The organism is Silanimonas sp., from assembly GCF_044377035.1.
In the GTDB taxonomy this organism is placed as follows: Bacteria; Pseudomonadota; Gammaproteobacteria; order Xanthomonadales; family Xanthomonadaceae; genus Silanimonas.
Genome location: NZ_JBILJW010000001.1, coordinates 195,294 through 207,831, shown reverse-complemented (window position 1 = coordinate 207,831; position 12,538 = coordinate 195,294). Strand labels below are relative to the sequence as shown.

17 protein-coding genes are annotated in these 12,538 nt (G+C 68.2%); 4 read left to right on the top strand and 13 right to left on the bottom strand.

Going from position 1 to position 12,538, the window contains the following annotated elements; all coding sequences use genetic code 11:
* Nucleotides 1-12 precede the first annotated feature (12 nt).
* Genes ACIQ6S_RS01020 through ACIQ6S_RS01005 form a run of 4 tightly spaced genes read right to left on the bottom strand, consistent with a single transcriptional unit; the run spans nucleotide 13 to nucleotide 2,247 of the window.
* Nucleotides 13-231, bottom strand: coding sequence for a hypothetical protein (locus tag ACIQ6S_RS01020; protein WP_298345187.1), 219 nt, complete (start codon nucleotides 229-231; stop codon nucleotides 13-15).
* Entirely contained in the window at nucleotides 228-560 is a 333-nt protein-coding gene (locus tag ACIQ6S_RS01015; protein ID WP_298345184.1) for a YkgJ family cysteine cluster protein, read from the bottom strand. Before ACIQ6S_RS01015 ends, ACIQ6S_RS01020 begins: the two co-directional genes overlap by 4 nt.
* The gene (locus ACIQ6S_RS01010) at nucleotides 557-1,327 is read right to left on the bottom strand and encodes a class I SAM-dependent methyltransferase (RefSeq protein ID WP_397606712.1); all 771 of its coding nucleotides are present in this window, start codon (nucleotides 1,325-1,327) and stop codon (nucleotides 557-559) included. Before ACIQ6S_RS01010 ends, ACIQ6S_RS01015 begins: the two co-directional genes overlap by 4 nt.
* Nucleotides 1,328-1,386: 59 nt before the next feature.
* Complete coding sequence (locus ACIQ6S_RS01005) at nucleotides 1,387-2,247, bottom strand: AraC family transcriptional regulator (protein ID WP_397606711.1); 861 nt, start codon at nucleotides 2,245-2,247, stop codon at nucleotides 1,387-1,389.
* 117 nt (nucleotides 2,248-2,364) lie between these two features.
* On the opposite strand from ACIQ6S_RS01005, the gene ACIQ6S_RS01000 reads away from it, so the two are divergent.
* The 4 genes from ACIQ6S_RS01000 (at nucleotide 2,365) to ACIQ6S_RS00985 (ending at nucleotide 4,839) form a co-directional block, all read left to right on the top strand.
* On the top strand, nucleotides 2,365-3,198 hold the full coding sequence (locus ACIQ6S_RS01000) for an NAD(P)H-binding protein (protein WP_397606710.1): 834 nt from the start codon (nucleotides 2,365-2,367) through the stop codon (nucleotides 3,196-3,198).
* 123 nt (nucleotides 3,199-3,321) lie between these two features.
* Complete coding sequence (locus ACIQ6S_RS00995) at nucleotides 3,322-3,591, top strand: GlsB/YeaQ/YmgE family stress response membrane protein (protein WP_397574289.1); 270 nt, start codon at nucleotides 3,322-3,324, stop codon at nucleotides 3,589-3,591.
* 50 nt (nucleotides 3,592-3,641) lie between these two features.
* On the top strand, nucleotides 3,642-3,956 hold the full coding sequence (locus ACIQ6S_RS00990) for a hypothetical protein (protein WP_397606709.1): 315 nt from the start codon (nucleotides 3,642-3,644) through the stop codon (nucleotides 3,954-3,956).
* A 67-nt stretch (nucleotides 3,957-4,023) separates the two neighbouring features.
* The gene (locus ACIQ6S_RS00985) at nucleotides 4,024-4,839 is read left to right on the top strand and encodes an SGNH/GDSL hydrolase family protein (protein ID WP_397606708.1); all 816 of its coding nucleotides are present in this window, start codon (nucleotides 4,024-4,026) and stop codon (nucleotides 4,837-4,839) included.
* A 4-nt stretch (nucleotides 4,840-4,843) separates the two neighbouring features.
* Here ACIQ6S_RS00985 and ACIQ6S_RS00980 read toward each other — a convergent pair whose 3' ends face one another.
* The 9 genes from ACIQ6S_RS00980 to ACIQ6S_RS00940 all read right to left on the bottom strand — a co-directional run bounded on the left by ACIQ6S_RS00980 (nucleotide 4,844) and on the right by ACIQ6S_RS00940 (nucleotide 12,534).
* Nucleotides 4,844-5,134 (bottom strand): HigA family addiction module antitoxin, encoded by a 291-nt coding sequence (locus ACIQ6S_RS00980; protein WP_397606707.1) that lies wholly within the window; start codon nucleotides 5,132-5,134, stop codon nucleotides 4,844-4,846.
* Between the two features lie 15 nt (nucleotides 5,135-5,149).
* Nucleotides 5,150-5,431, bottom strand: coding sequence for a type II toxin-antitoxin system RelE/ParE family toxin (locus tag ACIQ6S_RS00975; RefSeq protein ID WP_397606706.1), 282 nt, complete (start codon nucleotides 5,429-5,431; stop codon nucleotides 5,150-5,152).
* A gap of 240 nt (nucleotides 5,432-5,671) precedes the next feature.
* The gene (locus tag ACIQ6S_RS00970; RefSeq protein ID WP_397606705.1) at nucleotides 5,672-7,066 is read right to left on the bottom strand and encodes an XVIPCD domain-containing protein; all 1,395 of its coding nucleotides are present in this window, start codon (nucleotides 7,064-7,066) and stop codon (nucleotides 5,672-5,674) included.
* Nucleotides 7,067-7,071: 5 nt separating this feature from the next.
* Entirely contained in the window at nucleotides 7,072-7,557 is a 486-nt protein-coding gene (locus ACIQ6S_RS00965; RefSeq protein WP_397606704.1) for a hypothetical protein, read from the bottom strand.
* Between the two features lie 583 nt (nucleotides 7,558-8,140).
* Nucleotides 8,141-9,499 (bottom strand): XVIPCD domain-containing protein, encoded by a 1,359-nt coding sequence (locus tag ACIQ6S_RS00960; RefSeq protein WP_397606703.1) that lies wholly within the window; start codon nucleotides 9,497-9,499, stop codon nucleotides 8,141-8,143.
* Nucleotides 9,500-9,511: 12 nt separating this feature from the next.
* Entirely contained in the window at nucleotides 9,512-10,018 is a 507-nt protein-coding gene (locus tag ACIQ6S_RS00955) for a hypothetical protein (protein WP_397574334.1), read from the bottom strand.
* Nucleotides 10,019-10,261: 243 nt separating this feature from the next.
* Complete coding sequence (locus ACIQ6S_RS00950) at nucleotides 10,262-10,474, bottom strand: hypothetical protein (RefSeq protein ID WP_397606702.1); 213 nt, start codon at nucleotides 10,472-10,474, stop codon at nucleotides 10,262-10,264.
* Between the two features lie 69 nt (nucleotides 10,475-10,543).
* Entirely contained in the window at nucleotides 10,544-11,809 is a 1,266-nt protein-coding gene (locus ACIQ6S_RS00945; RefSeq protein ID WP_397606701.1) for an XVIPCD domain-containing protein, read from the bottom strand.
* Nucleotides 11,809-12,534 (bottom strand): XAC2610-related protein, encoded by a 726-nt coding sequence (locus ACIQ6S_RS00940; protein WP_397606700.1) that lies wholly within the window; start codon nucleotides 12,532-12,534, stop codon nucleotides 11,809-11,811. Before ACIQ6S_RS00940 ends, ACIQ6S_RS00945 begins: the two co-directional genes overlap by 1 nt.
* Between the last annotated feature and the right edge of the window lie 4 nt (nucleotides 12,535-12,538).

Below are 12,538 nucleotides of genomic sequence, written 5' to 3'. Positions count from 1 at the left end.
TCGGTTCGCTGCTTACTTCGCGGCGTCTTCCGGCTTCGCCGTCACCGGCTCGGCCTGGATGCGCTTCAGCACCGTGGTGGTGGCCAGCACTTCCACTTTGCCGCCAGCGGCTTCGAAGGCCGCGAGGTGGGCGTCGATGTGCGCGCTGGTGAGCGTGCGTGCGGATTCGGCCTTGCGCTGGTAGGGCGGTGCCGACGAACTGGCGTTCGGCATGAAGGAGCGGGTCGTCATGGAGCGTCTCCGATCAGTTGCAGTGGAATGTCGCGGCCATCGGAACGGCCGTAGTAGTCCTCGCGGATGGCCTCGCAGTACGGGCCACCCATGTGGAAGCGCCGGCACACTTCGGGCCGCGCGTCGTAGATCGAGCAGTTCATGCGCGCGCCGTCGATGGCCACGCACCAGCCATCCTCGTCGCGGGCCATGACGGTGAGGCCTTCGTCGGTGAGCTCGGTGAGGTGCTCGGCGATGCCGTCCTCCGCATCGACGATGACGGTGAGCCGGCAGCACACGGCGTCGCAATGGCGGCAGTCGGCCGCTTCGCCCGCGCGTTTCGCGTTCATGCAGCGCACCGCTGGCGCTGGTAGCGCAGCGTAGCCACGGGCCCGAGCCGCGAGGCATCGCCCGCGGTCGCTGCCATCGGCAGGAAACCGTGCCCCGACAGGGCTTTGCCCAGCTTGGCGGCATAGCCGCGCCCGGCATCCGTGACGATCACATCCGCATCGTCGGCGGCGTAATCGGCGATCACCTGGGCCACCACTTCGGCTTGGCCGCGCTCGTACAGCACGTCTCCGGCGATGATCAGGTCGAAGCGGCCCAAGGTCGGGCGCGCGCTGGCCCAGCCCAGCCGGCGGTAATGCAGCGCAGGCAGGCCGTTGAGGGCGGCGTTGTAAGCGAGGAAGGTCTCGGCCAGCGGGTGCAGGTCGGTGGCCAGCACGTCGGCGCCACGGCGCTGCAGCACGAGGCTGGCCAGGCCGATGCCACAGCCCAGCTCGAGCACGCGCTTGCCGGCCACGTCGAACTCGTGCATCGCCTCCGCCAGCCGCTGGCCGGCCGGCCAGAGCTGCCCGAACAGGGGCCACTGGGCGCTGGAGATGCCCGCCCGTTCGGCGTCGCCGTCCGGGTCGGCGAACTGCTGGTGGTCGGTGAGGACGCGAAGGCGGTAGGCATCGCCCAACACGTCGACGTCGATGATTCGAGCGGTGTAACCGGAGATGCCGGTGCTCCCGGAGAGGCCACCACGGCGGGCCGTGGCGCGGAGGAAGGGAGCGGAACGGGCGGCCTGAGGGGCCGAGCGCGACGCAATAAGGAGACGTGAAACCGACCCCATCCTACGCCCTTCCGGGGGGACGCCCCTGAATGCCCCCCCTCCCCCTCCCCGACACGCCCTCAGGAGGCCGCCGGCAGCCCCTCGAGCGCGGCGCTCGCGCGGAACTCGCGCGGCGACACGCCCACCACCTTCTTGAAGGCCTTCGAGAACACGAAGGGGTCGCCGTAACCCACGGCATTCGCCACCGCCACGATCGACGCGCCCGGCCGCACCAGCAGGCCCATCGCCCGCTGCACGCGCAGCTGGCGCAGGTAGCCCAGCGGGCTCTCGCCCACCAGCGTCTTGAACTTCGCCGCGAAGGCCGAGCGCGACAGGCCGGCCACGTCGGCGAGCCCTTCCAGCGACCAATCCTGCTCGGGCCGTGCGTGCAAGCGCTCCAGTGCCTGGCGGATGCCGGGCGCACGCAGCGCCGCCGCCAGCGACAGCGGCCGCGCGCCCTCGCCTTCGACGATGCGCCGCAACACCTGCGCGAACGCGGCTTCGATCAGCGCGTGGATGGCGGCCTCGCTGCCCAGCGCTGCCTCGCGACGCTCCTCGCGCAGCAGGTCGGCGAGCCGCCGCAGGCGATCACCGCTCGATGCACTCGGCGCCGGCACCACGCACCAGTTCGGCAGTTCGCGGAACAACGGGTGCACTGGCGCGTGCGGCAGCAGGTAGGCCGCACTCATCACCGAGGCCGGCCCCGCCGCCTGCAGCGCGTGGTGGCAGCCGCGGGTCATGAAGGCCACATCGCCCGGGCCCAATCGGATCGGCTCGCCACCCGCTTCCGGCCGCACCGTGATCGCGCCTTCCAGCAACAGGTGGAAGCCGAAGCTGCGCCCGCAGGGAAAGCGCCGCACCTCGCCATCGGCGAAATCGCCGAGGTCGAGCACGCGCTGCTGCAGGCCGGATTGGCGGAGGAGATCGGTGAGCAGGTCCATGGGGTGGCTGGGCCAGGATCGGGACGAAACGACAGGAATCGGAGATTTTATGCCATTCCAGTCTTGCACGTCGAAGCGGAGCATGCACGCCATTCCCACCCCAAAGGAGTTCTTGCCATGCCCACCACCCTCGTCATCGGCGCCACCGGCACCGTCGGTTCCGCCCTCGTCCCCGACCTCCTCGCCCGCGGCCACACCGTGCGCCGCGCCACCCGGCAGGTGCGCGAGCCCGGCGATGTCGCCCTCGACCTGCTGAGCGGCGAAGGCCTCGACGCCGCCCTCGCCGGCGTCGACCGCGTGTTCCTGATGGCGCCTCCCGGCCACACCGGGCAGGACCGCTTCCTCGTGCCGGTGATCGATGCTGCCGCGCGCCACGGCGTCGGCAAGCTCGTGCTGATGACCGCCATGGGCGTCGACGCCGACCCCACCTCGCCGCTGAGCCTCAGCGAAGCGCATCTGCGCCGCAGCGGCGTGCCGGCCGCCATCGTCCGGCCGAACTGGTTCATGCAGAACTTCCACACCTTCTGGATGGGCAGCATCGCCGCCACCGGCGAAGTGCAGCTGCCGGTGGGCGAGGCGAAAGCCAGCTTCATCGATGCCCGCGACATCGCCGCCGTCGCCGCCGCGCTGCTCGACCGCCCGCAGGACGAACCCGAGGCCTTCGACCTCACCGGCCCCGAAGCGCTCGACCACGCCACCGCCGCGCAGCTGATCAGCGCCGCCACCAGCAAGACGATCGGCTTCCGCGACATCACGCCCGAAGCGATGCGCGGCGCGCTGCTGCAGGCCGGCCTGCCCGCCGATTACGCCGAGTTCCTGCTCGTCATCCTCGGCTTCTTGAAGGCCGGCTACGCCGAGCGGACCACGCCGCACGTGGCCGCCCTGCTCGGCCGCCCGGCGCGGGATTTCGCGAGCTATGCCCGCGATTACGCGGAGGCGTGGCGGGGCTGAGCCGCGTTCCGGTCAACGTGCGCCGACGCACCGACGTCGCGGCGCCACGCGCCCAGCATCGTCCTCGACGCTCCAGGCATCCCGCCTCGGGCGTCGTCCCCCCTGGAACGATGGAGGTCACTGATGAACCTCATGATCTGGCTCGTCGTCGGCAGCGTCATCGGTTGGTTGGCCGGCGTGGTGATGAATGCCGGCAATCCCCAAGACACCGCCCTCAATGTCATCGCTGGCATCGCCGGCGCGATCCTCGGCGGGTGGTTCCTCACCCCCATGGTCGGCCTCGGCACCCTGCACTGGGGTGACTTCAGCTCGACCGCTCTGCCGGTATCGCTGATCGGGGCGGCGATCCTGATCGCCATCCTGACCATGTTCCGCACCGTCGCCGATCACTGAGCCCCCCGCACCACGCCCTCCCCCGCCCCCCGACCGCAAGGATTCCCGCCATGAACACCCCCCAAGACCCGCGCATCGCCGCCAACAGCGCCACCCCTCCCGATCCCACCAAGGAAGACGCCTATTGGCGCGAGAACTTTCGCAGCCGCCACTACGTCAACCAAGGCGCCACCTACGACGACTACGGCCCTGCGTACGGCTTCGGCGTCGAATCCGCCAGCCGCCACCCGGGCCGCAGCTTCGACGACGCCGAGCTGGAACTCTCACGGCAGTGGACCACGCGCACCGGCACCTCGACGCTCGGATGGAACCAGGCCAAGGACGCAGCCCGTGATGCGTGGGACAGGCTCAACCATCCCCACTGAGGCCGAGCGCGCCATGCGGACGTAGCGCCCCGCGGCGCATCATCGGGGGCCCCAACGGAGCCCCCCGATGAACGCCCAAGCCCTGCAGCGCTTCATTCGCGCCACGTACAAAGACCCCGCCCTGCCGCGGGTGTATTGCCTTGGCGATTCGTGGTTCCAGCTGCCGCTCAAGCCCGTCGACCTGCACAAGCAGCTCCGCGGCCTTTTCGCCGGCGACGCGATCTTCGCCAACAACGCCGTCCCCGGCCGCACTACGGCCGAGATCAAGCAGCAGTTCTCTGCGCTCACCCAACACCTCGGCGCGCTGGAGATCGACGTGCTGCTCGTCTCGATGGGCGGCAACGACATCGCCGGGCATGAACTGGCCGAATACCTGAAGCGCCCGGACGAGCCGCAGAACCGCGGCCACTACACCGCGCCGCTGCCGGCCATCGTCGAGAGGCACGTGCGCCTCGCCACCTTCCACAGCGCGATGAACACGTTGGAGGAGGACTTCCAGCGCGTCATCGACATCCGCGACAAATTCCGCCGCCCTTGCAAAGTGGTGCTGCACAGTTATGCCTACCCGATGCCGAACGGCCGCCGCGCCACGCGCCTCGGCGGCATCTTCAAGGCCGGCCCCTGGTTGAAGCCGCACCTCGTCGCGGCCGGGCTCACGGCCCTCGCCGACAAGAAGGCCCTGATGCGCTGGCTGGTGGACGAATTCCACGCGCGGCTGGAACGGCTCGCGCAGCGCAACCCCGAGGTGTTCCTCGTCGACTCGCGGCGCGCGGTGCAGGACAGCGAATGGTCCGACGAGATCCACCCCACCGACGCCGGCTACGAGCGCATCGCGCGGGAGTACTGGCAGCCGGTGTTGATGCGGGTGTTCGCGGGGTTGTAAGGCCTCAGGCCGCCAAACGCTCGATTTTTCGGAGGTCTTTGCCAATCGCGCGACGCGCTTCCTCAAGGTCGTAGTCGGCCTGCAGGCCCAGCCAGAAGCGTTCGCTGGTTCCCAGCACGGCAGCGAGCCGAACCGCGGTATCGGCGCTGATGCTGCGCTTGCCGAGGACGATCTCGTTGATGCGGCGAGGCGGCACGCCCGCCGCGCGGGCCAACGCGTTCTGGCTGATGCCCATCGGGCCCAGGAACTCCTCGAGCAGCACCTCACCGGGATGGATGTTCGGCAGCGTCTTCATGGTCGGTGCTCGGAATCAGTGGTAATCGACGATCTGCACGTCATGGGCATCGCCCTCGGACCATCGGAAGCAGAGCCGCCACTGGTCGTTGATGCGGACGCTGTGTTGGCCCTTGCGATCACCCCTCAGCGCCTCCAACCGATTCGCTGGCGGCATCCGGAGGTCATCCAACGTGGCGGCGTTGTGGAGCATTCGCAGCTTGCGCCGGGCCACGCGCTGCACGTCCATTGGCAGACGGCGGCTCGGCGTGCCCGCCCAGACCCGAGCCGTCTCCTTATCGGCGAACGTGCGGATCACGGGAGAACGCTAACGCCGGACCAGCTATAACGCAAGGCGTTATAGCCAAACCCATCCGACGCTGAATCCGTGCCATTCATGGCGCGCACCTGCTCCAGCCGCGACTCCGGCGGCGACCGCTTCAGGCTGGCAGCCCGAGGGCAGAAGCACCTTCAGGAGTCCTCTGAATTCGGCGTGGGCTTTCTTCCCTCGAATCCCGATGACGCGGGGGCCGCGCCACCGGGCTCAACAAGCAGGGCCTCACCCCATCGAGATGACCGGCGCGTCGTTCGCCGGCTGCTGCGCCTGCGCCATCTGCTGCGCCTCCATCGCCTGCTGGCGCTGCAGCGTCTCGGCCTTGGCGAGGCTCTGTTCCACCGGCGTCTGCACGGCCTCGGCAGTCCTCACGCCCACCCAATCGCTGGGGCGCTCCGACGAACCCGAATAGGCGAACACGTATTCGCCCGGCTGCGCGCTGCCGCCCTTCTGGCCCAGCACCACGCCATCGACGCGGGTGAGGCCGTTCGCGCGGCACTCGGCGCAGAGCGCGGCGGCCACGCGGTCACTGGCGTCGTCGGGCGTGCGGCCTATGGCGCGGTCCATGGTGTGGACGTGGCCGCGCAGCGACTGGAAGAGAGGATCCGTGCCGAGCGAGGCGTCTTCGAAACGGCCCGGTGCGCGCTCGGGCTCCGGCAGCTTCGGCGCGGGGCGGCCGTTCTGCAGCTCATCGGCCAAGGCGCGCAGCGAGTCCATGCCGGCCTTGCCGTCCACCTGCAGGCCGTGGGCGCGCTGCAGTTCCTCCACGGCGTGCTTGGTGTTGGGGCCGAAATCGCCGTCGGGCTTGAGCGGCTGGCCGTCCTTGCCGGTGTAGCCGGCTTGGATCAGCTGGCGCTGCATGACTTCGACACCGACGCCGCGGTCGCCGAGGTTGAACATCCCGTCGGCGAAGGCGGCCGCTGGTGCAGCCGAAGTATTCCCAGTGGCAGTGCGGCGCGACGATTGAGAGGGGGCCGAGACCTCCGGCGGAGGGATGCTGCCATCACCGGTGATGCCGTTCGCCTGCAGATAGCCGTTGGCGAGGCGATCCTCCCACTCGGCGGTCGCTGCACGGCGCTCTGCCAAGTGGTTCTGCCCACCATTGATGGCTCGCGTTGCGGCCGTCACATCGGATTCCGCGTCCCGCGTGCGCACCCGTTCAATCCAGTAGTGAACGGCGATATCGGCCGCAATCTTCGGGTCTGCTGCAAGCTCAGGATGGTTGATGAGATCCAGACCCAGCTCGTTTCCAGCACTGGCGTAGTTGCTCCGCCCAGTCAGCTGCACGTAGCCGCGCCCATGGAACTGCCAACCGTCGCCCGGCTCGGTGTTGCCGAGCTTTCTGGCACCCCATTCGCCTCCGTAGATCTTCTCGGCTACGGCTCGTGGGCCGCCAGCAGCAACGGCGTTGGCTTCTTCGAGCGTATCCATGCCATTGCGACCGTTGGGAAAAACGGCCCTCAGCCGCTCGCCGGAGTAATTGAGATTCTCCGACATGCGCCCGAAGCCTCCGCACTCAATCTGCATCTGACCCATGAAGTGGGCCAATTCCCTCGGCTCGGTGATCCCGGCAGCCAATGCACGGTCAAGCAGATAGTCCCGATTCGCCTTCGCGTCCATGTCCGTCACTCCCTCGAATCGCCGAAGGGCAACGTGGACGCCGCACCGAGGAGCTCGTCCTCCGGCATCGGATAGGGCGGCAATGCCAGGGCTTCCTGCTCTGCGTCATTCAACGAGATGCAACTCTGGTCCGCCAACGGGAGTCCCCGGGCGTTGAGAACCATCAGCCCACCGCGCGCCGCATTCCCATCGCGCGCGGCCCAAAGCTGATAAGCGATGTAGCGGTAACCGCCGTTCTCAAAACTGTAGGCCTGACGCCCGTTCCCGGACGGGAACAGCACTCGCGTGCTGCGGAATCGATCGCCCGGTGCATCGAGCGGATCCGGAAAGCGCAACTCGGCCGATTCACCGGCACCGAATGCGTAGCGAACATATCCAGTGGTGGGACTGGCATCGGGACTCGCGCAGAGCGCAACCGACTTACCGTTCTTCAGCGAGCAGGCGAACAGCGTGAGCTCCGTGCCGCCACAGCGGGGCAATGCCGGAGGCATGTCGGAGGATCCCGGAGATGACGGCGCCAAAGAGGCGTCGCTGGCATTTGTCGGCGTCTCAGCCTGCGGCGCACTGCACCCGGCCAATGCCACGGCCAGGACGGATAGGAAAAGCACTCGGGGGGCCATACACGCTCCATGCGTCGGGGGTGGGGGAATGCTAGCCGCCCGCCGCGGCGGTGTCCGTCAGGGAAACTCAATAGGCCTGCACGCCTCGCGAAGCCTCGCTCTCGCCTCGGCCGCCGCTCCCCTCGCCTCGTTTGGCGTTCCCCGCGGCTTCGTTGGCCTCCCCAACGCCTCGCGCAGCGTTCCGCACCCTTCGCGAAGCGTCCCCAACGCTTCCGCACCCCTCGCGCACGCCTCCCCTGCCCTCGCCCACGCGTTTCGACGCCCCACAAACACCAACGCCGCCCTCCCGGGCGGCGTCGATGGCCTCGCACACGCTTTCGATTACGCCGGGGCGGGTTCCTTGCGACGGGTCTTGGCGAAGCGGCCGCCCAGCTCGCGGCGCAGTTCGTCGAGGCCCTGCGCGCGGCCCGAGGGTCACCCGCGCGGTGAGGCCACGGAGGCGCAGGCTCCACATTCAGCCGATCGAGCGGACTGGCGAGTCATTGGCCTGCTGTTGTGCCTGCGCGTACTGCTGCGCTTCGACCGCCTGCTGACGCTGCAGAGCCTCCGCCCTGCCGAGGCTCTGCTCCACCGGCGTCTGCACGGCCTCGGCCGTCCTCACCCCCACCCAATCGCAGGGGCGCTCCGATGAACCCGAGTACGCGAACACGTACTCGCCGGGTTGCGCGCTGCCGCCTTTCTGGCCGAGCACGACACCGTCGACGCGGGTGAGGCCGTTCGCGCGGCATTCGGCGGTGAGCGCCGCGGCGAGGCGATCGCTGGCTTCGTCGGGCGTGCGGCCCATCGCACGGTCCATCGTCTGGACGTGGCCGCGCAGGGAATCGAAGAGCGGGTCTCGCGCCGCCGTTTCGGTTGGTGGAGCGGCGACGGGCGGTACGGCAGGTGCCGCGGCAGGCGCCGCCGGAACCGGCTCTGCGGCCTCCCGCTGAAGTCGTTCGATGTCCTGCCGAAGGGCATCGCGCGTGGCCTGGTCGGCAATGCCGGTCTCCTCCAAGTCGTCGCGAGTCGCCTGATACGCCTCGACGGTTTCACGCGTGCGGTCGCGGAAGTTACCGGTCTCCGGCAGCGGTTCCGCCTCGCTACCGATCAATTCGGACCAACGATTCAAATCCGCCTGAAGGCCGCTGACCGCGTGGCCGCGCTCGCCGTGCTCAAGGATGCCGCCGGATTCGGGTGGCGCGCGATGGCTGATGGCTTCCGTAGCCACCACGGCGCCTTCGCGGATAGCCTCGATCGTCTCCGGCGTCAGGTAATCCGACCACGCATCGTGTCGGAGGCGGCGGTCCTCCGCGCCGACGGTTCCACCGTTGATCTCCCGCATGGACGCCTCGATATCCGTACGAGCTTCTTCAGCGACTCGAACCTGCCAATAGCCGATCGCTACCGCGTTGAGATTCTCCGGGGCAGCAGCCAAGTCTGGGTTGTTCTCGAGATCAAGTCCGATGTGCTCGCCGATCTCCCGATAGGTATCGCGGCCCGTTAGCTGGATGTAGCCCCGCCCTCGGAAGCTGTAACCGTCGTCGGCATTGTCGTTACCCATGCGATCGCCGTACATCATCCGCGCGAGCTCCTGCGGGCTCCCGTCTACGGCAGCAACGCGAGCGGCTTCCAGTTCTTCCGAGGTGTAACGCGCATGGGCCGACGCCACGGGAATTTGCTCGATGCCTTGCGTGTAGCGGAAGCCTTCCTCAGTGCGTGTCATGTCCGAAGACTCATGACAGGTGTTCGCCATGAAGGCCGAGAGCTCCTCCGGGCGATCGATGCCGGCATCGATCGCCGCCTTCAGAAGATCAAGTTGTGCTTGGCTGGGCACTGACGCTCTCCTTCAGTCGAACTTCGGGATGGGCAGGTCTTCTGGCGTCAGTCCTTCAAAAGATCGATCGCCAAAATCGGCCGGCGATTGGTCGATCCGCTTGAACTTCTGATCGGGCTGGGACGCGACAACCGCGCGGTACTGCCGCAACAGCCAACGCTCGCCATCCGCATCGAGTTTGAAGGTGTACTCATTCGACCAGCCGTATCGCGCGCTGCCCCCTTCGTTCACCACGACAATCGCTCCGTCCCTGATCGTCGTCAGAACCAGACCGTCGCCGAAGCGCCCACCGCAGGTGGCGCACGCCGCCAGGCCGGTGTTGACCGCGGACAGCGCGTACGCCCCATCAGGCCGGGACGTCACGATCGACAGAGCGCGCGGCGCGGAGTCGGCCTCCGGGCTCTCGGCACTGCGCGTCGCCACAACCAAGGCGTCTGCGATCCCATCCGCATTGAGGTCGCCTCGCTCAACGCGCAAAAGCTCGAATCCGGCCGGCACAAACGCCGTTGCATCAAACATCGGGGCGGGTCGCTCTGCGGAAGCGACAGAGGCTCTTTCGCCGGAAGTCGTGCCGCAGGCGGAGAGCGGAAGGCATGCGAAGCCGCACAACAGGAGTACTCGGGGGGACATCAACGCACCGTGCGATGGGGGATACGGGGATGGTACGGGGCCGACGGTCGAGCGACGTCAGCAAATGACAAGAACCACAAACACCAACGCCGCCCTCCCGGGCGGCGTCGATGGCCTCGCACACGCGTTCGATTACGCCGGGGCGGCTTCCTTGCGGCGGGTCTTGGCGGAGCGGCCGCCCAGCTCGCGGCGCAGTTCGTCATGGCTGGGCGGCACGATGCCGGGGTTCTGCTCCAGCACGCGCAGGGTCTGGCGGGCGAAGGGCTCCGAGCGCGGGCCCATCAGCGGCAGGCCGCGGCGTTCGCCCACTTCGAAAGCGATGAGGCCGGGCAGCGCCGCCTCCACCTGCTGCAGGCCGGCCAGGGCGGCGGCGAGTTGCTCGTCGGTGATGGCGAGGGTAACGAGGTTCTGGGGTCAGCCCATGGAACGCACCGGCGCATCACTCGATTGCTGCTGAGCCTGCGCATACTGCTGGACTTCCACCGCATGCTGCCGCTGCAGCGTCTCCGCTCGCGCGACGCTCTGCTCAACCGGCGTCCTAATCGCATCTTCGGTTCGAACACTCACCCAGTCGTCAGGACGCTCTCGCGAGCCGGAGTAGGCGAACACGTACTCGCCCGCCTCGGCCTTCGTGCCTTTCTGACCAAGAACCACACCGTCGATTCGATGCAGACGCTGCGCATTGGCCTCAGCCCATAGCGCGGCAGCGACGCGCTCGCTCGATTCGTCCGGCACCCGCCCCAGGCTGCGATCCATCTCCTGCACCTGCTCGCGGATGCGCTCGTGCGTCGGATGTCGAGAGCCCGGCGGCTGAGACTCCCGTCCGGGCAAGCTCGAGTCGAGTGGCGGCGTCGGCGCGGCCTCCCACTGGCGCTGTCTCACCTGTCCTTTGACAGCCTCACGCGTTGCAGGATCCGCAATGCCCGTAACGGGAATGCCCTGCTCGCGCTGAAACGCTCCCACTTCCCGTCGCATCCCCTCGCCGTAGACGCCGTCGGGCTCAACCACGCGCTCACCGCTGGCCGTATTGAGGGATCGCTGGAATCCGCGCACATCTTCGCCCCGCTCACCTGGCGAGAAGAAACCGTCGCGACCGGGCTCCTCGGTCATCGGCGAGAGGTCGACGGGGTTGTTCCGAATGTGATCGACCAACGCCGGCACCTGCGCCTCCCACCCTCGCGCGAGCCCAGCGATGTGTTCCGCGCGGTCGATGCCGTTCACCACTCGGCGCGCATTGGCGTAGTCCACGCCGTCCTCGTTGACGTAATCGCCAAGCGCGCGACCGGTGTAGAGGCCGCGCTGCATGCCGACCACTAACAGGTCGGCGGCCAATCGCGGATCGGTCGCGGCGCGATCCGGGTCGTCGCGCAGCGCGGTGCCCAGGCCCAAGGCTTCACCCATCGCGAGATAGTTGTAATCGTGGGTGGTGTGGACGTAGCCGCGACCGTAGAACTCTTCGCCGCCACTGTAGTCTCGCAAGCGTGCCTGCTCCCGCCCGCCGTACTCACGCGCGGCGAGAAAATTGTCAGATTCGTGCTCCGCTGTCGCCAGCATGTAGGCGATCTGGGAGCGGTCGGTGACGCCGTGGCGCAGCGCGGTTTCCACGATGAGCTGCACCGACTGGTCACGCGTCAGGCCGTAGGCGCCGGCAGGGGTTTCCAGAGGATTGGGCGTCGACATTAGTGCTCTCCTCGCACGTGGGCCGCCGCTTCGTCGCCTCGTAGCACCTCCGTCGTCGCGCTTCCATCGGCGCTCACCGTCGTGATTGCCACGTCGCGCAGCACCGGCTTGCCCTCCATAACGTCGTAGCGTTCCTCCCAGTGCTGGCAGCAACCGCTCTTGCCGAACGCGACCCATGCGTCGCCATCCCGGCGCGGCGTTCCCATCCGGCCTTCAGTGAGCGCAGAAAAGTCAGGAGAAAGCACCCACCCTTCGTCGCGCTGCAGGTAGACCGAGTAGGACCAATGCCCGTAGCCACCGAGGCGGTCGACGGCGACCGCGAGGTCCTCCGTGCCGTCGCGGTCGTAATCGACAAGCACGAAGCTCGGCGTCGCGCCGGGCTTTGCAAGCTCACCCTCCCCCACGTGGAGCGGGAACTCTCTTGCCAGCAACACTTCGCGAAGCTCGATGGGCGGCAGCGACGGCACCTCGCCGACGCTGATCGCGATATCGCCTTGGCAGAGACCGTAGCCCCCCGGCTGGACCGCACACGTCGCGCCCTCCATCGAAAGCTCGCGCCCTGCGGCCGCGAAGTGCCGAACCTCCGCACTCGGCGACGCCGGCGCTGTGGGCTGTCCGGTCGTTGAATCGGTGGGCGTGGATTGCAGGGCGGATGATTCGCTCGTCGCCGGGGAGGAACAGGCCGCAAGGCCGAACACGGCAACGATGAGGACAAGCTGGCGCATGGGG